Source organism: Pseudomonas sp. PGPPP4, assembly GCF_002256045.1.
In the GTDB taxonomy this organism is placed as follows: domain Bacteria; phylum Pseudomonadota; class Gammaproteobacteria; order Pseudomonadales; family Pseudomonadaceae; genus Chryseomonas; species Chryseomonas oryzihabitans.
In genome coordinates this window covers 1-21,013 of the sequence record NZ_NKID01000004.1, presented here as the reverse complement: position 1 = coordinate 21,013, position 21,013 = coordinate 1, and the positions used below count along the sequence as shown (strand labels likewise).

The following is a 21,013-nucleotide window of genomic DNA, read 5'->3' as shown; positions in this document are numbered from 1 at the left end:
AACAGCTCCGACCGAAGGCTGGCGGAGAAGATTCCAGCGCGCCCCGAGAGTGTGTCGCCATGAAGGCCGCTTTCCGGCCTGCGCGCCGTTTCGCTTCGCCTCCTGCCCAGGGTCTGATAGTCTGAATGACCTTTGTTTCCGTTTCGGCGCACCGCTGTTCCTGCGCTTCTTTCCGATCACACGAGGTTCCCGGTTTGGCGCTCGAGTCACCCTCCAAGACGCAGCCCGACGCTCTGGCCGATTGCGCCAACGAGCCGATCCATATTCCCGGCAGTATCCAGGAACATGGCTTCCTGTTCGCCGTGGAAGAGCCGGATCTGCGCATCGTCCAGGCCAGTGCCAACGTCCGCGAGTACCTCGGGGTCGCCGTGGAGGAGGTGCTGGGTCGCACCCTAGACGAATTGCTGCCGGAACGGGATCTGCCGGCCATGCTTGACGCCCTGACCCAGGAAGAGCAGAACCCCATCTATCAGGGCGATGTGACCCTGGGGCCGCGGCAGCAGACCTTCGCGCTGTTCATGCACCGTTTCGGCGGGGTACTGATCGTCGAATTCGAGGCGCCGGTGGACAGCCGGCTCGGTCTCAATACCCTCTATCCCATGGTGCGGGTGTTCATCGAACAGCTGCATCAGGCCGAAACCGTCGACGCCATCGCCAAGCTCGCGGTGCGCGAAGCCAAGCGTATTTCCGGTTTCGACCACACCATGATCTATCGCTTCGACGAGGACGGTCATGGGCAGGTGCTGGCCGAGGAATGTGATCCCGGCGTACCCAGCTATCTGGGCCTGAGATTTCCCGCTTCGGACATTCCCGCCCAGGCGCGTCGCCTGTACCTGGCCAACCGCATCCGGGTGATCGGCAACGCCTACTACCAGCCCTCGCCGTTGCAGCCGCAGACCAATCCGCTGACCGGGCAGCCGCTGGATCTCAGCTTCGCGCAGCTGCGCAGCGTGTCGCCGGTGCACCTGCAGTACATGAGGAACATGGGCACCCTGGCGTCCATGTCCATCTCCATCGTGGTCGGTGATCGCCTCTGGGGCCTGGTGCTCTGCCACGACCGTCAGCCCCAGCGGGTGTCCTTCCAGACGCGCACCGCCTGCGAGCTGTTCGGCCGGGTGCTGTCGCTGCAGATCGATGCCGCCGAGACCCATGCGGAATCCGATCGCCGGCTGGCGCTGCGCCAGGCTATGGTGCAGATGCTCTCGACCATGGCCGACCGCGACAGCGTCTGCCAGGGTCTGCTGGAGCTGCCGCAGGTCTTCTTGGATTTCGCCCGGGCGCAGGGCGCCGCCATCATCTCCTCCGACGGGACCGAGCTGATTGGCCAGGTACCGCCGCGGGAAGTGGTGGACAGCCTGGTCGAGTGGCTGTCGGTCAACGTCAAGGACCACTTCGTCACCGACAACCTGGCCAAGGACATCGCCGAGCTCCCCCAACTGGCCCAGCATGCGGCCGGGGTGCTCGCCGTACCCATTTCCGAATTGCATTCCCACTACCTGATCTGGTTCCGCAGCGAACTGGTGCAGGTGGTCAACTGGGCCGGCCGGCCGACCAAGCAGGAAGGCAGCGACGGGCGCCTGTCGCCGCGGCAGAGCTTCGTGCTCTGGCAGGAGACGGTGCGCGGCCTGTCGCTTCCCTGGTCGCCGTTAGAGCTGGAAAGCGCCATCGAATTGCGCAACGCGGTGCGCGGGATCGTCCTGCGCAAGGCCGAGGAGATGGCCGAACTGGCCGAGGAGCTGCAGCGCAGCAACAAGGAACTGGCGGCCTTTTCCTACAGCGTGTCCCACGACCTGCGGGCGCCGCTGCGCCACATCGCCGGCTATGCCGAGCTGCTCGGCGACATCGAGGGCGGCAAGCTGTCGGACCGGGGGCGGCGTTTCCTGGAGAACATCGGTTCGTCGGCGCGCTTCGCCGGCAGCCTGGTGGACAACCTGCTGAGCTTCTCGCAGATGGGGCGGGCCGCGATCCGCTATTCCGACGTCAATCTCACCGCCCTGGTGGAAGCCATCCGCGAAGAGATGGCGCCGGACTATGCCGAGCGGCAGGTGGAGTGGCACATCGGCCCCCTGCCTGTCGTCATCGCTGATGCCGCCTTCGTCCATCTCGCCTTGCGTAATCTGCTGGCCAATGCCATCAAATACAGTCGCTACGAAGAGCCGGCGGTGATCGAGATCGGCACCTTGCCGAGCGATTCCGAGGACATCATCTTTGTCCGGGACAACGGCGTCGGTTTCAACATGGATTATGTGGGCAAGCTGTTCGGCGTCTTCCAGCGCCTGCACCATGCCGATGAGTTCGAAGGGGTCGGCATCGGTCTGGCCAGTGTCAGACGCATCATCGAGCGCCATGACGGTCGCGTCTGGGCCGAAGGTGCCATCGGCGAGGGCGCGACCTTCTATTTCGCCCTTCCCAAACAACGACCGTCGCCGGTACACAAAAGGTAGTTCTATTCATGCTCAAACCCATTGTGCTGGTCGAAGACAATCCGCACGATCTGGAGCTCACCCTGGTGGCTCTGGAGCGCAGCCAGTTGGCCAACGATGTCGTGGTCCTGCGTGACGGCGCCGAGGCGGTCGATTACCTGTTGCGCCGCGAGCCCTATGCCGATCGCGAGCCGGGCAATCCCGCCGTGATGCTGCTGGATCTCAAGCTGCCCAAGGTCGATGGCCTCGAGGTGCTGGACCTGGTGCGTGGTACCCCGGAGCTGTGCAGCATCCCCGTGGTCATGCTGACGTCGTCGCGGGAGGAGCCCGATCTGGAAAAGGCCTACGAACTGGGCGTGAACGCCTACGTGGTCAAGCCGGTCGAATTCCGTGATTTCGTTGCCGCGATCAGTGACCTCGGCGTGTTCTGGGCCGTACTCAACGAGCCGCCGCCAGGATCGCGCCGTGTCGCCAGGCGCATTGGCCGTTAGCGAGTGAAGATAAGTGCATCCGTATCCAGTCATCCGCGACCGGCAGATATGCGCGACCCGGCTCCCCTGAGCGAACAGATCCAAGGCCGACGTCCGTTTATGCCCCTCTCGAAACAGATCAAGATCCTCCTGGTAGAGGACAGCAAGCTCGACGCCGAGCTGATCCTGATCGAGCTGGAAAGGCACGGCTTCGAGCTGCAATCCAAGATCGTCTACGAGCGTACCGGTCTCACCCTGGCCCTGAGCCAGCAGACCTACGACATCATCCTTTCCGACATCATCCTGCCGGGCTTCTCCGGCGCCGAGGCGCTGCGCGTGGCGCGGGCGCTGGCACCGGAAACGCCCTTCATCTTCGTCTCGGGCATCTTTGGTGAGGTGCACGCCGTGGAGATGATGCGCCTGGGTGCCAACGACTATGTGCTCAAGCAGAGCATGGAGCTCCTGGCCAAGGCCGTCGAGCGGGCATTGCTGGTGGTGCACGAGCGCCGCGAGCGGCGCCGCGCCGAAGAAGCCCTGCACAGCCTGGAGGTCAGGTCGCGGCTGGCCATGGACGCCTCCCGGCTGGGCACCTGGGAATATCTGCCGACCAGTCGCACCCTGATCTGGGACGAGCGCTGCAAAGCCATGTTCGGCCTGCCGGCCGATGCCGTGGTCGATCTTGACGTGTTCGAGCGACTGTGCGGCAGCGATGGCCTCGAGCGCTTTCTGCATACGGTACGCCAGGCGAGCGCCGCTGAGCGCGACGACGACTACCGCAGCGAATACCGCATCCGCCTCGACAACGGCGTCCAGCGCTGGGTCGAGACCCGCGGCCAGCCCTTCTTCGACGCTGGCGTCTGCACCCGCTTTCTGGGTGTGATGCTCGACATCACCCAGCAGCGCGATGCCGCGGAAAAGCTCGAGCGGCTCAACGTCAGTCTCGGCGAGCGCGTCGAAGAGCGGACCCGGGAGCGCGATCGGACCTGGGACCTCACCCGCGATCTGCTGCTGGTGTGCAAGCCCGACGGCACCCTGGTGGCGCTCAATCCGGCCTGGGAAGAAAATCTGGGCTGGTCGCGGGTGGAGTTGCTCGACTCCTCGCTGCTGGCGCTGGTGCATCCCGACGAGCGCTTCATCACCGACAACGAACTCAAGCAGCTGGCCACCGGCGCGACCAGCCAGCGTTTCGTCAACCGCATCCGCCATCGTGACGGCAGCTATCGCTGGATTTCCTGGACGGCGGTACCGGATGCCGGCATGACCTATTGCTCCGGGCGCGACATCTCCTCGGAAGTCCTGGCGATGGAAGAGCTGGCGGCGGCGAACCGCCAGCTGCGCGAGCAGATCGACGAGCGCGAGCGGGTCGAGGCGACCCTGCAGCAGATGCAGCGACTGGAAGCCGTGGGTCAGCTCACGGCGGGCGTGGCCCATGACTTCAACAACCTGCTCACCGTGGTGCTCAGCAGCGCCAGCTTCCTCGAGCGCGACCTGACGCGCCTGGCGGCCAGCGACAAGACCCAGGGGCGGGTGCAGAACATCCGCGAAGCGGGCGAGCGGGGCGCCAAGCTCACCGCCCAGCTGCTGGCTTTTTCCCGTCGCCAGCGACTGGCGCCCAAGCCGGTCAAGCTCAATGAAACCGTCGAGGGCATGCTCGAGCTGCTGCGCAGTACCATGGGCGGCAGTGTCTGGATCGAGACCCACCTGCGCGCCGATTGCTGGCACGCCCTGGTCGATCCGACCCAGATCGAACTCATCATCCTCAACCTGGCGATCAATGCCCGGGATGCCATGGCGGTCGGCGGCACCCTGCGCCTGAGCACCTCCAACCAGACCATCAGCGAGCCGCCGCAGCGTCCCGAGGAACCCGAACCGGGCGAATACGTGCTGCTGGCGGTGCAGGATTCCGGTACCGGGATGAGCGAAGAGGTGCTGGCCAAGGCCTTCGAACCCTTCTTCACCACCAAGGAGGTGGGCAAGGGCTCCGGTCTGGGCCTGGCCCAGGTGTTCGGCTTCGCCAAGCAGTCCGGTGGCGGGGTCCGCATCGAGACGCAGATGGGCAGTGGCACCACGGTGCTGGTCTATCTGCCGCGTACCGAGGCGGAGGATGCCCAGGATCCGATCGGGCTACCGGCCCTGGGGCGCGACGAGCAGGCCGCCGAGCGCCGCATCCTGCTGGTCGACGACGACCACGCGGTACGCAACGTGACCGCCGCGCTGCTGGCCGATCTCGGCTATCAGGTGGTGGAGGCCAGCAATGGCTTCGCCGCCCTGAGTGCACTTGAGCGCGATCCCCAGATCGATCTGCTGCTGGCCGATTTCGCCATGCCCGGCATGAACGGTGCCGAACTGGCCCGCCAGGTGCGCAAGCGGCTGCCGCAGTTGCCGGTGGTCTTCATCACCGGCTATGCCGAACTGGGCGAACTCGATCCCGAACAATCCTTCATCGTTCCCAAGCCCTTTCGCGAGGCCGACCTGGCAGCCCGGCTGCAGGCCGCCCTGCGCGGCGAGAAGCCCCAGCCTTCGCCGCTATGAAGGCCGGCGCCAACTTGAGGTATTTGCGTGTCCTCCATCCGTGAAATGTTGCGCGCCGAGGGCGGTGCCCTGCACGAGCAGGTCGATGCGACCTTTGGCCGCTATGCGCTGCAGACCCGGCTGCATTACACCGCCTTTCTGCAGGCCCATGCCCAGGCTCTGATCGGTCTGGAAGACCTGCTGGAGCGCTCCGGCATCCAGCGCCTGCTGCCCGACTGGGCGGAGCGTCGCCGCACCGGGGTGCTGGCGGAGGATCTGCAGCGCCTGGCCGCCGAGCAGCCCGAACCCGTCGTCCTCGAGCGCCTGCTCGACGAAGGCGAGTGCTGGGGGGTGGCCTATGTCCTCGAAGGGTCTCGGCTGGGGTCGCGAATGCTGGATCGCCATGCCGGCGAGAGTCCCGACGAGGCGGTGCGCGACGCCCGGGCCTATCTGGGTCACGTGCCGCCCAAGGGCGCCTGGCCAGGCTTTCTGCAGCGTCTGGATGAGGCGGGCAGCGATGCGCGCCTGCATCCGGCGATGCTGGCCGGCCAGCGGCTGGCCTTCGAGGTCTTTCTGGCGGCGGGGCAGCGACATGCGCCGGCGGTAGCCGCCCCCTGAGCGGTTTCTAGAGCGCCTGCAGGTAGCCGATCACCTCGGCAGCGCCCAGGCGTTCGAGAATCTCGCTGAGGACCCGGGTGCTCGCCACCTCGCTGGGCAGCAGCAACCACTCCAGATCCTGGCCCGGGGCGGGCAGTGGCAGGCGCGCATAGTCGAGCTTCAGGCCCAGCAGCACCTGGATGAAGTCGGGGTGGTTCCAGACCGCATTGGGCAGGGCATAGACTGCGAAAGCCTCCTGCAGGCGGTCGATGGCCGCCGGATCCAGGCGCAGGCACTGGATCTGCGCCGGCACCTCTACGGCGATCCCGCGGATGCGGGCGTAGGCGATGATGCTGGCGAAGGCGAGGGTGGTGGCCGTATCGTTTTCCAGGAACAGTCGGGTACCCCGCCAGCTGGCCTGGCGCAGACGCAGGGGCTGTTCTGCAGACAGATTCGGCAAGGTGCGATAGAGCGCCGCCTGGAAATCCCGATAGCCGATGATCCGCACCTGCTCGCGCGCCGCGGGCAGGGCGGCCAGTTCCTCCAGCTGTACCGCCGTATCGAGCGTGCTTTCGCCGAGGCGCTGGCAGAGGCCATCGATGGCACGCAGGTCGAGGGCGGCGGCCTGCAGCGTATCGGCGACCACCAGCTGACTGAGCAGGGCATGGGCGTGGCCCTTGATCTCCTGGGTCGGTCCGGACAGGGCGGCGCGGGGCAGGCCGAGCAGCAGGTGCAGCGGATGGCCTTCATCCCACCAAAGGCTGTCGGTAGGCGCGGGCAAGGGGACGAAGGCGTCGGCCAGGCGTTCCAGGCAACGCTGGATCCGGCGGCTGGCCAGGGAAGGATGCAGATGCAAGGCCAGCGCAGACCAGGGGCTGCCCAGGAGGTTGGCACTGTTGCTCATGAGGTCTCCGGGGCGGATAGGAACTGCACGACCGAGTCTAGCGTGGCAAAGACCGCGCTATTGTCAAATGATTCCCGAAAGGTAGGATCTTTTGTGCGAGTGACCGTTCGCCTCCGGAGCGAGCGACGTATGGCCGGTGGCAAGCCTGTATAATGCGCGCTTTCCGAATCGCCTGTGAGTCCGCCATGTACGACGCGCTCCGTCCTCTGCTCTTCAAAATGTCTCCCGAAGGATCGCACGATCTGGCGCTGGACCTGATCGGTGCCGCGGGTCGTCTGGGCCTGACCGGGCTCGGCCGGCGGCCGAGTCGGCTACCGGTCCAGGTCATGGGCCTGGAGTTTCCCAATCCCGTGGGCCTGGCCGCCGGACTCGACAAGAACGGCGCCGCCATCGACGGCTTCGCCGGTCTGGGTTTCGGCTTCATCGAGATCGGTACCGTGACGCCACGGCCGCAGCCGGGCAATCCCAAGCCGCGGCTGTTCCGCCTGGAGCAGGCCGACGCCATCATCAACCGCATGGGTTTCAACAATGCGGGCGTGGATGCGCTGATCGAACGGGTCAAGGCCGCGCGCTTCCAGGGCGTACTGGGGATCAACATCGGCAAGAATGCCAGCACTCCGGTGGAACGGGCGGTGGACGACTACCTGATCGGCCTGGACCGGGTCTATGCCCATGCCAGCTACATCACGGTGAACGTCAGCTCGCCCAATACGCCCGGCCTGCGCAGCCTGCAATTCGGCGATGCGCTCAAGAGCCTGCTGGAAGCCCTGCGCCAGCGCCAGGAAGACCTGGCGGTCCAGCACGGCCACCGCGTGCCCATCGCCATCAAGATCGCCCCGGACCTGACCGATGAAGAGATCGTGCTGACCGCCCAGGCGATCCGCGATGCCGGGATGGACGCCATCATCGCCACCAACACCACCCTGGGTCGCGAAGGGGTGGAGAATCTGCCCTATGCCGCCGAGGCCGGCGGCCTGTCGGGCGCCCCGGTGCGCGAGAAGAGCACCCATGTGGTGCGGGTACTGGCCGGCGAGCTGGGCGGCCGACTGCCGATCATCGCGGCGGGCGGGATCCTGTCGGGGGAGGATGCGGCGGAAAAGATCGCGGCGGGCGCCAGTCTGGTGCAGCTCTACAGCGGCTTCATCTATCGCGGACCGGCCTTGATCCGCGAAGCCGTGGATGCCATCGCGGCAGCGCGCCCCTGAGGGGGAGGGGGCTCGCTGGGAGCCCCCGTGGGACCGGGTCCCTGATCCTGGGAGAGGATCTGACTGGAAAACAACCAGAACGCTGTGGAAGCCCTGGGCTTCCGCTAGTGAAATCGAATTAGCCTACGGCTTGAAGTTGATTCATGCGTTGAAGACCGGCGGTGCCTACGTAGCCGTCCCATTGGTCGCTACGGCCCTCACGCCAGCCATTGAGCCAGGCCTGCCGGACGGCGTCCTGGGTGAAGGGGCAGAGGTCCCGCGATTTGCCCACAATGCCGTGCTGATAACCACGCTGGAAAGCTCGTTCCATTGGATCACGCTTGAGTCTTCTCATAGGGTAGTGCCCTCGTAGGTTGACTTGCAGATTGTCCATGGCCCGTTGCAGGCCTGGATGCCAGAGCCGGCGTCCTGACATCCGCCCCGCACCTTCGCGCTGCGGGTGGTCAATTACTAACCAATGGCGCTCCAGCTGGGAACGACCTTTTAGCTATAAGCCGTAATCAAATCGAAATGAAATGGCGATAAACCGCCGCTGGAATGCCGTCACTGCGGCTTGTTGAGACGCAGTCAAACTTTCACGCAAGGGGCTGTCCTCATCGGTCAATCCGACCAAAGGCAGAAAGTTCCTTGCGCTAACCTATGGATTCAACGATGTCCGCGATGCAACAACTCATCCTCACCTGTCCAAAGGGACTCGAGACCCTGCTGCTGGAAGAGGCCCAGGGCCTCGGCTTGCAGGAAGCCCGCAGCCAGACCGCGGCGGTGCGCGGCGAAGCCAGTCTCGCGGATGCCTACCGCCTGTGCCTCTGGTCGCGCCTGGCCAACCGGGTGCTGCTGGTGCTGGCGCGCTTCCCGGTGGAAGACCCCCAGGGGCTGTACCTGGGCGTGCACGGGGTGGAATGGGAAGAACACCTGGCGCCCACCGGCACCCTGGCGGTGGGCTTCAGCGGCCAGGGCGCGGGCATCGACAACACCCATTTCGGCGCCCTCAAGGTCAAGGACGCCATCGTCGACCGCCTGCGCGAGCGCACCGGGCAGCGCCCCACGGTGGACAAGATCGCCCCGGACCTGCGCGTCCACCTGCACCTGGAGCGCGGCCAGGCCATCCTCTCGCTGGATCTCTCCGGCCAGAGCCTGCACCAGCGCGGCTATCGCCTGCAGCAGGGCGCGGCGCCGCTCAAAGAAAACCTGGCGGCCGCGGTGCTGATCCGTGCCGGCTGGCCGGCCCTGGCCGCGGCCGGTGGCGCCCTGGCCGACCCCATGTGCGGGGTGGGCACCTTCCTGGTCGAAGCCGGCTTGATGGCGGCGGACATCGCCCCCAACCTGCGCCGCGAGCGCTGGGGCTTTTCCGGCTGGCTGGGCCATGTGCCCGCCCTCTGGCAGCAACTGCACCAGGAGGCCGAGGCGCGAGCCGCCGCTGGCCTGGCCAGGACGCCCGCCTGGATCCGCGGCTACGAAGCCGATCCGCGGCTGATCCAGCCGGCGCGCAACAACATCGAGCGGGCCGGTCTGTCCGAGTGGATCAAGGTCTACCAGGGCGAGGTCGCCAGCTTCGAGCCGCGTCCGGACAAGGGCCAGACCGGCCTGGTGATCTGCAACCCGCCCTATGGCGAGCGCCTGGGTGACGAAGCCAGCCTGCTGTACCTCTATCAGAATCTTGGCGAGCGCCTGCGTCAGGCCTGCCTGGGCTGGCGCGCGGGGGTCTTTACCGGAGCGCCCGAACTGGGCAAGCGCATGGGCATCCGCAGTCACAAGCAATACGCCTTCTGGAACGGCGCCTTGCCCTGCAAGCTGCTGATGTTCGAGGTGGAGACCCGCCAGTTCGTCACCGGCAGTCGCAGTGGCGAGCGCCCGGCCAATGCCCAGGCGGCGGAGCCGGCCAAGCTCAGCGAAGGCGGGCAGATGTTCGCCAATCGGCTGCAGAAGAATCTCAAGCAGCTCGGCAAGTGGGCCCGCAGCCAGGGCGTGCAGTGCTATCGCCTGTATGACGCCGACATGCCCGAATACGCGGTGGCGGTGGATCTCTATGGCGATCGCGTGCACGTGCAGGAATACGCACCGCCGCGCTCCATCGACCCGGACAAGGCCCAGGCGCGCCTGCTCGACGCCCTGGCGGCCATTCCCCAGGCGTTGAACATCGATCCGTCGCTGGTAGTGGTCAAGCGCCGCGAACGGCAGAGCGGCACCAAGCAGTACGAACGCCAGGCCGCCCAGGGTGAATTCCTGCAGGTGGAAGAAGCGGGCGCCAAGCTGCTGGTCAACCTCACAGACTATCTGGATACCGGGCTGTTCCTGGATCACCGTCCGCTGCGTCTGCGGCTGCGTCAGGAAGCTCAGGGCAAGCGTTTCCTCAATCTGTTCTGCTACACCGGCGCCGCCACGGTGCAGGCGGCAGTGGGCGGGGCGCGCAGCACCACCAGCGTCGACCTCTCGCGGACCTACCTGGACTGGGCCCGGCGCAACCTGGCGCTCAACGGCTTTTCCGAGCGGCACCGCCTGGAACAGGGCGATGTCCTGCACTGGCTGGAAAACGATCGCGGCGAATACGATCTGATCTTCGTCGACCCGCCGACCTTTTCCAACTCCAAGCGCCTGGAAGGGGTGTTCGACGTCCAGCGCGATCACGTTGCCCTGCTCGACTCGGCCATGGCCCACCTGAGTCGCAACGGGGTGCTGTATTTCTCCAACAACTTCCGCAAGTTCGAACTGGATGCGAGTCTCGCCGAGCGCTATCGCGTCGAAGAGATCAGCGCCAGCACCCTGGATCCGGATTTCGCGCGCAATCCCAAGATCCACCGCGCCTGGCGGTTCAGCCTGCAATGAGCCCAGCCGCCTGAACTGCCGCTGAACGGGTCGGGCATCGAGCCGTTCAGCCTGTGAACCGGTGCAATCCAGCCTTTTCCCACGAACGCCCCAGCAGCCCATGCCGTCCACAATGACGGCGCAGCGCTGGGTCGTGCCTGGCGGGATGAGGAGGGAAAGGTTCTACGATGCTGGTTTCACTGCAGGCTCTCAGGGCCCTGGCCGCCTGGCTGGTGGTCTTCCATCACTTCATGCAGGTGTTCTTCGATTTCCACGCCGACAGCCTCGGCGGCCATCTGCTCTCCACCCGGGGACAGGTCGGGGTCGACATCTTCTTCGTGCTCAGCGGCTTCGTGATCCACCTGTCCACCGCAGGCCGACCGCTCAGGCGCAGTACCTTCCTCTGGCACCGCATCGCCCGCATCGTCCCTGCCTACTGGCTGTACACCGCGGTGACGGCGCTGATCCTCTATCTGGCCAGCGACGTGATGCCCATCTACGGCGTCGCCGCGCGCGAACTGCTGCTCTCGCTGTTCTTCATTCCCAGCGAGAATCCGGCGGGCTTCGGCCACTATCCGATCTTGCCGGTGGGCTGGACGCTCAACTTCGAGATGCTGTTCTACCTGCTGTTCGCCCTGTCCTTCGGCGTGGCCGAGCGCTGGCGCATTGGGGTGGTCAGCCTGCTGGTGATCCTGGTCAGCCTGGTGCTGGCCCGCGAGTCCTTTGTCAGCAGCTTCTATCGCAATCCGATCATCTTCGAATTCCTGCTGGGGGTGAGCCTGGCAGCGCTCTATCGCCGTGGCGCCCTGCGCGGTCCCAAACCCCTGGCCCTGGTCGCGGCCCTGGCGGCGCTGACCTGCCTGGTGGCCTTTCCCGCCGATCATCCCTGGCGCCTGCTGACCTGGGGCGTGCCCAGTGCGGTACTGGTCGGCGCCTGCGTGATCCTCGAACCCTGGTTCGCCGGCTCGCGGCTGTGCAAGGCACTGGGCGACTGGTCCTATTCGGTCTATCTGGTGCACGTCATCGTGCTCTGGCTGGGCGACTACTGGCTGCACCAGCAGTGGGGCTTCAGCCCCTACCAGACCCTGGCGGTCTGCCTGCCGGTGATCCTGCTGCTGGCCTGGGCCAGCTACGAGTGGATCGAGCGCCGCCTGTCGCGCACCCTGCGCCAGCTGGGCGAGCGCCTGGTCGGGCGGCGCCCGCAGTGGGTGGTCGGTCAGTAGGCCGTGCGTTCCGCCGCGCTGAGTTCGGGCAGCAGCGCGCGACCTTCCGCCGAGGAACGCTGCGCCGCATCCAGCAGGGCCATCAGAGCGCAGGCCTGGGCCGGGGTGACGGGATTGGCGGCGCGCCCGGCCAGGGCCTCGACCAGGGAGAGGTAGTAGCGACGGTGATCGCCCGCCGGCGTCGGCAGCGCCTGGCGCCTGCCGCTGGCGTCGATCAGCCAGCCCGAATCCGGATCCTGGCCCCAGTCGGGACCACCGGGGCGCACGCCGGCCTTGAGCGCGTCCTCCTGGCGATCCGCACCCTGTTTGATCCAGCTGCCCGCGGTGCCCTGGGCGAGAAAGCGTGGCACGCCACCGGCGGCCAGCATCCCGGCTCTCAGGGTCACCTGGCGGGTGCCGTAGTCCAGCTGCACCTGGAACCAGTCGTCGGTGAGCGCGCCGGGTCGTTGCCGCACCAGCTGCGCCTGCAGGCGCTCGGGCAGGCCGAACAGGCAGAGCGCCTGATCCAGCAGATGGGGACCGAGATCGAACCAGAGGCCACTGCCGGGTAGCGCGGCTTCGCGCCAGCGCGTCCGCACCTCGGGACGAAAGCGCTCGATGCGCGATTCCAGACTGGTCAACTCACCCAAGGCGCCGCTGGCCAGGACTGCCTGCAAGCCGAGGAAATCGCTGTCCCAGCGGCGGTTCTGGAACACCGACAGCAACCGGTCGGCCTGTTCGGCTTCCGCAGCGAGTTGCCGGGCTTCGGCCAGGGTCACGGTAAAGGGCTTGTCGACCACCACGTGCTTGCCGGCGGCCAGGGCGGCGCTGGCGAGGGGCGCATGGGTCTGGTTGGGTGAGGCGATCACCACCAGGTCGATGGCCGGATCCCGCACGGCTGCGAGGTAATCCGCGGTGACGCGTATCCCGGGCAGATCGGCCTGAACACGCGGGGCATCCCGTGAGGCCACCAGTTCCAGAGAGAGCCCAGGGATGGAGCCTAGCAGGGGGCCATGAAAGGTCTGACCGACGAAGCCGTAACCGATCAGGGCGACGCGAAAGGGGGAGGGCATGGGGCTTCCTTGTGCCGGGGTGGAAAACAGCGAGGCCGCTCAGGGAGCGGCCTCGGTTGAACGCTAGCGTCTAACGGCGCATCACTTCAACTGGTGATCGTGAGCCAGTTGCTCCCGTTCGAGGAATTCGTCCTGCCGCAGCGAATCCTGGAATTCTGCGGAATCTTCCAGGGCCAGGGGATCGTTGAGTTCTCCGCCCGACAGCCGCTTCTTTTCCAGCTTGCCGGAGAGGTTGCTGATGGCCCGATGCAGCTTGTCGGCTGCGCCATCCACCGCCTGTTCCAGGGATTCGGCCTTGTGCGTCACCGAAAGCGGCTGATGGCCCTTGATACGGGCCTCCATCTGGCAGCGCTTGTCTTGGGCGCCCGATTTGCCGGCGTTCTCGTCGTTGAGGTGCACCTCGACGCGGGTCAGGAGTTCGTCGAAGCGATCCAGGCGGTCTTCCACCACGGATGCCACCCAATTCTGTAAACCGGCACTGCCTTCGATGTTGTGGTCACTGTTGACTTGGACTTGCATGCGGCTTCCTCTTTTTGACGGGCCTGACCATTGGATGAGGCCGGTCAGGCCGAGGTTCAAGGCTGTTCGTCCGGTGTGCGTGTCACCCGATGTTTCCTTCTGGCAGTGTTCAGAGGCGTCGCAAGTATCGGAAAACGACGCTCAGGTCGCGGTCGCTGGCGTTTTGCCTTGTCCACTGATAATGCGCGACCTTCCATCGTCCGTCGCAGTGGGGATCGTCAATGCCAGATGTGCTCACCCGTGGCCGCAATTTTGCCCGGCGGCTCTGGCTACCCCGTGCGATTGGTCTGCTGCTCAGCCTGAGTTGCATCGTTTCGGTGCAGCTCACCCAGCCGGTATCCATTGGACTGTGGATCCTGCTGTTGGCCAATGCGCTGCTCTGGTCGCCGCTGGCCTACTGGCGCGCCGTCCGCGCTCGAGACCCCTATCGCGCCGAGCTGGGCAACCTGCTGCTGGACTGTGGCTCGGCCAGCTTCTGGGCGGCGAGCATGGGCTTCAATCTGCTGCCCAGCGTGACGCTGCTCGCCATGACCGGTCTCAACATGCTCGGCGCCGGTGGCCTGGCCTTCTGGCGCCGCGGGCTGGTCGCGCAACTGGCGGGCATCCTGGTCGGCCTCGTGGTGCTGCGCCATCCGATCGCCATCCAGACCTCCACCGCACAGATCTATGCCTGCCTGCCGATGATCATCGCCTATCCCTGGGCCCTGGGCCTGGTGAGCTTTCGCCTGGCGCAGCAGCTGTCGCGGCGCAAGCAGGAGCTGGAGCTGATCAGCAAGCAGGACGGCATGACCGGGCTGCACAACAGAACCCACTGGGATCAGTTGCTGCAGCGGGAATTCGCCCGCTGCAAACGCAGCGGCGCCGCGGCCAGCCTGGTGATGATCGATCTGGACAACTTCAAGCTCATCAACGACCGCTTCGGCCATCAGGCCGGCGACGAGATGCTGCGCCAGTTTTCCGGTCTGCTGGCGCGGACCATCCGCACCAGCGATCTCGCCGGTCGTTTTGGCGGCGATGAATTCGGTATCCTCTTGCCCGACACCTCGCCCGAGCGGGCCCTGGATCTGATCCGGCGGCTGCAGGAGCGTCTGCACGACATGCAGGCAGGCGGCCCCGGCGACCGCCAGAACGTGCGCGTCGGCCTGAGCTGCGGCATCGCCGGCTTCGACCGCGCCTACGATGACGTCGCCCACTGGTTGCAGGCGGCCGACTTCGCCCTCTACCGCGCCAAGGCTCAGGGCCGCGGGCGGGCGGAGGTGGCCGATCCCCAAGGAGTGCTGGCATGACCCCGGCGATAGAACTGCTCAAGAAGAGCCAGGTGCCCCACGAGGTACTGAGCTACCACCATGACCCCAAGGCCGCCTCCTATGGCCTGGAAGCCGCCGAGAAACTCGGTCTGGCACCGGAGACGGTGTTCAAGACCCTGCTGGCGGCAAGCGAGAAGCAGGAGTTGCTGGTAGCCATCGTGCCCGTCGCCGGCACCCTGGATCTCAAGGCCCTGGCCCAGGCGGCCGGGGTGAAGAAACTGGAGATGGCCAAGCCCGACCAGGCCCAGCGCAGCACCGGCTACCTGGTGGGCGGCATCAGCCCGCTGGGGCAGAAGAAGCGGCTGCGTACCTTCATCGACGCCTCCGCGGCGGCCTTGCCAAGCATCCATGTCAGTGCCGGGCGCCGGGGGCTGGAAGTGGCCCTGGCGCCGACGGATCTGGCGCGCCTGCTGGACGCGCCCTTCGTACCGATCGGCAAGGGCTGAGCGCCTGTCTACCGGGTAGGGTGGAAAACCGCGTAGCGTTTTCCACGCGCGATCAGGCTGGTGGACAAGGCTGCGCCCTTGTCCACCCTACGACGGGTTGGTTGCCGAATTTCAGCAGGGTGGAAAACCGCCTGGCGTTTTCCACCCCCTCTATCCGCTAGGCGATCCCGTAGCTCTCGCGCAATTGCTGCCGATAGCGCTGGTAGGCCGCCTCGTACTCGGCGACCCGCGCGGGATCCGGTTCGGCGCGGCTGGCCGGGTCCAGGTGCACGCAGCGCTCGGTGAGGCTGTCGAGCGACTCCGGGCGGCCCTGTTCGCGACTCCAGCACCAGGCGGCCTGCAGGGCGCCGCCCAGGGCCGCGCCTTCGCCATGGACCGGGCAGACCACCGGGGTGTTCATCAGATCGGCGATCAATTGCCGCCACACCGGGCTCTTGGCGCCGCCGCCGATCAGTCTCAAGGTATCGCCGGGCATGCCCAGGTCACGCAGCAGATCGAAGCCGTATCTCAGGGCAAAGCTCACCCCCTCGACCACTGCCCGGCACAGGTTGGCGCGGGTCAGGTTGGTGGCGGTGAGGCCATGCAGGCTGGCGGTAGCGGTCGGCAGCGCCGGGACCCGTTCGCCATTGAGGAAGGGCAGCATCAGCACCCCCTCGGCGCCGATGGGCGACTCCGCCACCAGACGGGTGAATTCGGCCAGGTCCAGGCCGAGCAACTCGCGGATCTGGCCGCTGGCGTTGGTCAGGTTCATGGTGCAGATCAGCGGCAGCCAGCCGCCATTGGACGAGCAGAAGCCCGCAACCGCGGGGTGCTCGCTGATGCGAGGTTCGTCGGAATACCCATAGAGGGTGCCCGAGGTGCCCAGGCTCAAGGTGATCTGGCCAGCGCGGCTGTTGCCGGTGCCCAGGGCGCCCATCATGTTGTCGCCGCCGCCGCTGGAGACCAGCGCCTGGGGATTGATGCCCAGTTGGCTGGCGACCTCCGGCCGCAGCCGTCCGACCGGCTGGTCGGCTTCGATCAACTCCGGCAGGGCGCGCTCCAGGCGTCCACTGGGATCGATGTGGCGCAGCAGCTCCAGGTCGTACTGGCGAGAGCGTACGTTGAAATAGCCGGTACCCGAGGCGTCGCCGTATTCGGCCACGGCGCGTCCGGTCAGCCAGAAATTCAGGTAGTCGTGAGGCAGCAGCACCTGGGCGATCTGGCCGAACACCTCCGGGTGCTGTTCCTTGGTCCAGAGCAGCTTGGAGACGGTGTAGCCCGGCGCGATGGCCAGGCCCAGGCGCTCGATGGAGTCCTCGACGCCGCCCAGATGCTCCAGCAGACGCTGGTTTTCCGGGGTGGATTCGGTGTCGCACCAGAGCTTGGCCGGCCGCAGCACCTTGCCGCTGTCGTCGAGCAGCACCAGGCCGTGCTGCTGACCGGAGACGCCGATGCCGAGGATGTCCTGGCCGTCGCTGCCGGCCTGGGCCAGGGCGGCGCGGGTGGCCGCTACCAGCGCGCGGATCCAGTCCGCCGGATTCTGCTCGCGGCGGCCATTGGCGCCCTCGGTCAGGGGATGAGGCGCACTGCCTTCACCCAGTACCACCCCGCGCTCGACATCCAGGATCACCGCCTTGGTGCCCTGGGTGCCGCAGTCTATCCCGAGAAACTTCATGCCTGGCCGCTCCTTGTTGTTGTTTGGGCTCGTATTGATCATCGACGCTGCCCAGGCAGCTTTTTGCCAAGGCTAGTCGCCGAGCAGGGTCTGCAAGGTGGCGCTGACCCCATGGGTACGCAAGTTGTACAGCTGCCGCTCGAAGGCGGCAACGAAGGCCGCGGATTTCGGGATGTGCTTACCGAAGATTTCCTCGGCGCCCAGCAGGCGCTCGGTGAGATTCTTCTGATCCTGCACCAGCTCTTCGCAGTAGTTGGCGCGCGGATCGGGAATGCGATAGGTCGCCCCGGTCTCGTCCACGCCCCGCAGATAGACCGCCCAGGCGGCCACCACCAGGGCGGCGCGATCCAGGTCCTTGCCGTCCTCGATCAGCCGGTTGATGGTCGGCACGGTGAATTTGGGAAACTTCGACGAACCGTCCGAGCAGACCCGCTCCAGCTGGTCGGCGATGGCGCGATTGGAGAAGCGCTCGATCAGGGTGTCCTTGTACTGGTCAAGATCGATGCCGGGCACCGGGGCCAGCTGCGGCGTCACGTCCGCGTCCATGTAGGTACGGATGTAGCGCACGAACAGCGGATCGGCCATGGTCTCGTGGACGAAGCGGTAGCCCTTGAGGAAGCCAAGGTAGGTCAGCGCCAGGTGGCTGCCGTTGAGCAGCTTGATCTTCATCTCTTCATAGGGGGTGACGTCATCGGTGAACTGGACGCCGACGTCTTCCCAGGCTGGACGGCCAGCGACGAACTTGTCTTCCAGCACCCACTGCAGGAAGGGCTCGCAGACCACCGGCCAGGCATCCTCGACGCCGTGTTCGGCCAGCAGCGCCGCGCGATGGGCGGTGCTGGTCATGGGGGTGATGCGATCGACCATGGCGTTGGGAAAGCTGACGTGCTCGGCGATCCAGCCGTGCAGCTCTTCGTCCACCAGGGCGGCGTAGGCCAGCAGGGCCTTGCGGGTGACCTGGCCATTGTGCGGAAGGTTGTCGCAGGACATCACGGTGAAGGGCCCGGTGCCCTCGGCGCGGCGCTTGGCCAGCGCCGCCAGCAGGAAGCCGAAGACGCTGCGCGGATCGCCCGGATGCTGGAGGTCGTGCTGGATCAGCGGCAGCTTGAAGTTGAATTCGCCGGTGCTGTCATCCATGCAGTAGCCGCCCTCGGTGATGGTGAGGGAGACGATGCGGGTGCTGGGATGGGCCAGCTTGTCGATCAGCGTCTGGGTGCCGTCCTCGGCCAGCAGCATGCCGCTGATGGCGCCGACGACGCGCACCTCGGTGTCCGGCTCGTCGGCCAGCACCACCTGGGTGTAGAGATAGTCCTGGCCGGCCAGGGCATCACGCATGGCGCGGTCTTCGGCGCGCAGGCCGACGCCGCAGATGCTCCAGTCCAGGTCGCGCCCCTGGTTCAGCAGGGCCTCGGTGTAGATGGCCTGGTGCGCGCGGTGGAAGCCGCCGACGCCGATGTGGACGATGCCCTGGCGCAGCTGGCAGGCGGCGTAGCCAGGCTTGGCGATGTAGTCGGGCAGTTGTTCGAGGTGCTGGCGATTGAGTTTCACGATGGCGATCCTGCAAGGCGGCGCCCCGGGCGCGCAGAGCGCCGGGGCTGGAAGGAGGGGGATGGTCAGGCGGCTTTGCGCAGCAGCGGCGCCACGGCGCGGCCCTGCTCGTCGAACAGGTGGCAGAAGTCCACGTCCAGGGCCAGGCGCTGGCGTTCGCCATAGGCCACGGCGCAGTCGCCGGGGACGCGCACGGTCAGCGGCTCTTCGGCCTCGGTGACCATGTGGCAGTAGGTGTCACTGCCCAGGCGCTCGGCCACATCGCTGATCACCGGCAACTGGCCGTCGGCGGCCAGGCGCAGGTGTTCCGGACGAATGCCCAGGGTCACCGGGCTGCCGACCGCCAGGTCGTCGCCGCGGCGCGGCAGGTGCAGGCGCGGACCGGCCGCCAGTTCCACTTCCACGCCCTGGGCGTCGGTGGCCGCCACCTTGCCCTTGAGAAAGGCCATCTTCGGCGTACCCAGGAAGCCGGCGACGAAGAGGTTGGCCGGATGGTGATAGAGCTCCAGGGGCGAGCCGACCTGCTCGACGCGGCCGCCGTTGAGCACCACCACCTTGGTCGCCAGGGTCATGGCTTCCACCTGGTCGTGGGTCACGTAGATCATGGTGGCCTGCAATTCCTGGTGCAGGCGCGCCAGCTCCAGGCGCATCTGCACGCGCAGGGCGGCGTCCAGGTTGGACAGGGGTTCGTCGAACAGGAAGATCTTCGGCTGGCGCACGATGGCGCGGCCGATGGCCACCCGCTGGCGCTGACCACCGGAGAGCTGGCGCGGCTTGCGCTCCAGCAGCGGCGTCAGCTCGAGGATGCGGGCGGCGTCGGTGACCTTGCGCTCCACCTCCTGCTTGTCGATCTTGGCCAGGTCCAGGGCGAAGGACAGATTCTTGCGCACGCTCATGTGCGGATAGAGGGCGTAGGTCTGGAACACCATGGCCAGGTCGCGCTTGGCTGGCGAGACCTCGGTGATGTCGCGACCGTCCAGTTCCAGGGTGCCGCTGGTGACCTCTTCCAGACCGGCGATGAGCCGCAGCAGGGTGGATTTGCCGCACCCGGACGGGCCGACGAAGACCACGAATTCGCGGTCGTTGATGTCGAGGTCGACGCCCTTGATGATTTCCAGCGAGTCGAAGCCCTTGCGCAGGCTGCGAATTTTCAGATTGGCCATGACAGGAATCCTCTTGTTATTTGAGCCGTCGCTGCGCGTCGCGAGCGAAGGCGAGACAAGGAGGAAGGTCGCGAGGAAGCGCAGTTTACGTGGGTAAATGAGCATTTCGAGCGACCTTCCGACGCCGGATCGGCAAGCGCAGTAGCGCAGCGACGGCTCATTTCACGGCGCCGAACGACAGGCCGCGCACCAGTTGTTTCTGGCTGATCCAGCCAAAGATCAGGATGGGTGCGCAGGCCAGCGTCGAGACGGCCGACAGCTTGGCCCAGAACAGTCCCTGGGGACTGGAGTAGGAGGCGATCAGCGCGGTCAGCGGGGCGGCGTTGGACGAGGTCAGGTTCAGCGACCAGAAGGCCTCGTTCCAGCAGAGGATCAGCGACAGCAGCATGGTCGAGGCGATGCCGCCCTTGCTGATCGGCAAGAGCACCCGGACGATTTCCTGGTAGGTGGTGGCGCCATCCAGGCGCGCCGCCTCGAGGATGTCCTTGGGGATGTCCTTGAAGTAGGTGTAGACCATCCAGACCACGATGGGCAGGTTGATCAGGGTGTAGACGGCGATCAGCAGCAACCGGCTATCGAGCAGTTCGAACTGCTTGGCCAGCAGGTAGATGGGCACCAGCACCCCGACCGCCGGCAGCATCTTGGTGGACAGCATCCACAGCAGCAGACGCTGGGTGTTGCGGGTCTCGTGGAAGGCCATCGAGTAGGCCGCCGGCAGCGCCAGCAACAGACTGAGCAGGGTTGCGCCAAAGGAGATCACCACCGAATTCAGCGCGAAGTGGAAGTAGTCGCTGCGCGCCTGGATGGTCAGGTAGTTCTCCAGCGTGGGCATGAAGAAGAATTGCGGCGGCGTGGCGAAGGCGTCGATCTCGGTCTTGAAGCTGGTCAGCACCATCCAGAAGATCGGGAAGAACAGCACCAGGGCCACCAGCCAGGCGAGCAGGCCCAGCAGCAGGCTCTGCAGGCGCCGGGATTGCTTGAGCGTCAGCATGTCGGGGTCCTCACTGTTGGGTCAGGTTCTTGCCAAGCATCCGCACCAGGATGATGGCGGCGATGTTGGCGATGAGCACGGCGATCAGGCCGCCGGCGGAGGCCAGGCCGACGTCGAACTGCAGCAGGGCCTGGTTATAGATCAGGTAGGCGAGGTTGGTGGAGGCGAAGCCCGGGCCGCCACTGGTGGTGGTGTAGA

At 66.2% G+C, this 21,013-nt stretch carries 17 protein-coding genes and 1 pseudogene; 9 read left to right on the top strand and 9 right to left on the bottom strand.

Translation table 11 applies throughout. From position 1 onward, the window contains the following. Positions 1 to 194: 194 nt before the first annotated feature. The 4 genes from CFE50_RS08355 (at position 195) to CFE50_RS08340 (ending at position 6,022) form a co-directional block, all read left to right on the top strand. On the top strand, positions 195 to 2,444 hold the full coding sequence (locus CFE50_RS08355; protein ID WP_286732658.1) for an ATP-binding protein: 2,250 nt from the start codon (positions 195 to 197) through the stop codon (positions 2,442 to 2,444). Between the two features lie 8 nt (positions 2,445 to 2,452). Further along, on the top strand, positions 2,453 to 2,914 hold the full coding sequence (locus CFE50_RS08350; protein ID WP_007159296.1) for a response regulator: 462 nt from the start codon (positions 2,453 to 2,455) through the stop codon (positions 2,912 to 2,914). 99 nt (positions 2,915 to 3,013) lie between these two features. Continuing rightward, positions 3,014 to 5,425 (top strand): PAS domain-containing hybrid sensor histidine kinase/response regulator, encoded by a 2,412-nt coding sequence (locus CFE50_RS08345; protein WP_286732654.1) that lies wholly within the window; start codon positions 3,014 to 3,016, stop codon positions 5,423 to 5,425. A gap of 27 nt (positions 5,426 to 5,452) precedes the next feature. Then, the gene (locus CFE50_RS08340) at positions 5,453 to 6,022 is read left to right on the top strand and encodes a biliverdin-producing heme oxygenase (protein ID WP_169854106.1); all 570 of its coding nucleotides are present in this window, start codon (positions 5,453 to 5,455) and stop codon (positions 6,020 to 6,022) included. A gap of 7 nt (positions 6,023 to 6,029) precedes the next feature. Here CFE50_RS08340 and CFE50_RS08335 read toward each other — a convergent pair whose 3' ends face one another. Beyond that, positions 6,030 to 6,905 carry a DUF6685 family protein gene (locus CFE50_RS08335; protein ID WP_286732650.1) on the bottom strand — a complete coding sequence of 292 codons (876 nt, stop codon included), beginning with the start codon at positions 6,903 to 6,905 and terminating at the stop codon, positions 6,030 to 6,032. Positions 6,906 to 7,090: 185 nt separating this feature from the next. On the opposite strand from CFE50_RS08335, the gene CFE50_RS08330 reads away from it, so the two are divergent. Then, complete coding sequence (locus CFE50_RS08330) at positions 7,091 to 8,110, top strand: quinone-dependent dihydroorotate dehydrogenase (protein WP_286732649.1); 1,020 nt, start codon at positions 7,091 to 7,093, stop codon at positions 8,108 to 8,110. A 118-nt stretch (positions 8,111 to 8,228) separates the two neighbouring features. On the opposite strand, the gene rmf is transcribed toward CFE50_RS08330, so the two are convergent. After that, a complete protein-coding gene (gene rmf / locus CFE50_RS08325; RefSeq protein WP_007159291.1) occupies positions 8,229 to 8,444 on the bottom strand; it encodes a ribosome modulation factor in 216 nt (71 codons plus the stop codon). A gap of 317 nt (positions 8,445 to 8,761) precedes the next feature. Here rmf and rlmKL point away from each other — a divergent pair, with 317 nt between their 5' ends. Beyond that, positions 8,762 to 10,933 (top strand): bifunctional 23S rRNA (guanine(2069)-N(7))-methyltransferase RlmK/23S rRNA (guanine(2445)-N(2))-methyltransferase RlmL, encoded by a 2,172-nt coding sequence (gene rlmKL, locus CFE50_RS08320; RefSeq protein ID WP_278439740.1) that lies wholly within the window; start codon positions 8,762 to 8,764, stop codon positions 10,931 to 10,933. Positions 10,934 to 11,100: 167 nt separating this feature from the next. After that, on the top strand, positions 11,101 to 12,135 hold the full coding sequence (locus CFE50_RS08315) for an acyltransferase family protein (RefSeq protein ID WP_286732647.1): 1,035 nt from the start codon (positions 11,101 to 11,103) through the stop codon (positions 12,133 to 12,135). Here the strand turns inward: CFE50_RS08315 and CFE50_RS08310 are convergent. Beyond that, positions 12,129 to 13,187 carry an oxidoreductase gene (locus tag CFE50_RS08310; protein WP_286732645.1) on the bottom strand — a complete coding sequence of 353 codons (1,059 nt, stop codon included), beginning with the start codon at positions 13,185 to 13,187 and terminating at the stop codon, positions 12,129 to 12,131. The genes CFE50_RS08315 and CFE50_RS08310 overlap by 7 nt on opposite strands. Positions 13,188 to 13,268: 81 nt before the next feature. Further along, a complete protein-coding gene (locus CFE50_RS08305; protein ID WP_241808096.1) occupies positions 13,269 to 13,706 on the bottom strand; it encodes an HPF/RaiA family ribosome-associated protein in 438 nt (145 codons plus the stop codon). A 221-nt stretch (positions 13,707 to 13,927) separates the two neighbouring features. Between CFE50_RS08305 and CFE50_RS08300 the strand changes: the two genes are divergently transcribed. Together CFE50_RS08300 and ybaK are read left to right on the top strand one after the other, a co-directional pair. Then, positions 13,928 to 14,992 carry a diguanylate cyclase gene (locus tag CFE50_RS08300; RefSeq protein ID WP_286732642.1) on the top strand — a complete coding sequence of 355 codons (1,065 nt, stop codon included), beginning with the start codon at positions 13,928 to 13,930 and terminating at the stop codon, positions 14,990 to 14,992. After that, entirely contained in the window at positions 14,989 to 15,459 is a 471-nt protein-coding gene (gene ybaK / locus CFE50_RS08295; RefSeq protein WP_241808098.1) for a Cys-tRNA(Pro) deacylase, read from the top strand. The genes CFE50_RS08300 and ybaK overlap by 4 nt, the downstream gene beginning before the upstream one ends. A 157-nt stretch (positions 15,460 to 15,616) precedes the next feature. Here the strand turns inward: ybaK and xylB are convergent, their stop codons facing one another. The 5 genes and pseudogenes from xylB to CFE50_RS08270 all read right to left on the bottom strand — a co-directional run. After that, on the bottom strand, positions 15,617 to 17,113 hold the full coding sequence (gene xylB, locus CFE50_RS08290; protein WP_286732639.1) for a xylulokinase: 1,497 nt from the start codon (positions 17,111 to 17,113) through the stop codon (positions 15,617 to 15,619). A 72-nt stretch (positions 17,114 to 17,185) separates the two neighbouring features. Further along, positions 17,186 to 18,661, bottom strand: a complete 1,476-nt coding sequence (locus tag CFE50_RS08285) for a mannitol dehydrogenase family protein (protein WP_286732637.1) — start codon at positions 18,659 to 18,661, stop codon at positions 17,186 to 17,188. 65 nt (positions 18,662 to 18,726) lie between these two features. Further along, entirely contained in the window at positions 18,727 to 19,824 is a 1,098-nt protein-coding gene (locus tag CFE50_RS08280) for an ABC transporter ATP-binding protein (RefSeq protein WP_007159282.1), read from the bottom strand. Between the two features lie 157 nt (positions 19,825 to 19,981). Then, positions 19,982 to 20,815 carry a carbohydrate ABC transporter permease gene (locus tag CFE50_RS08275; RefSeq protein ID WP_007159281.1) on the bottom strand — a complete coding sequence of 278 codons (834 nt, stop codon included), beginning with the start codon at positions 20,813 to 20,815 and terminating at the stop codon, positions 19,982 to 19,984. 10 nt (positions 20,816 to 20,825) lie between these two features. Beyond that, positions 20,826 to 21,013, bottom strand: a pseudogene (locus CFE50_RS08270) (sugar ABC transporter permease); the annotation flags it as partial.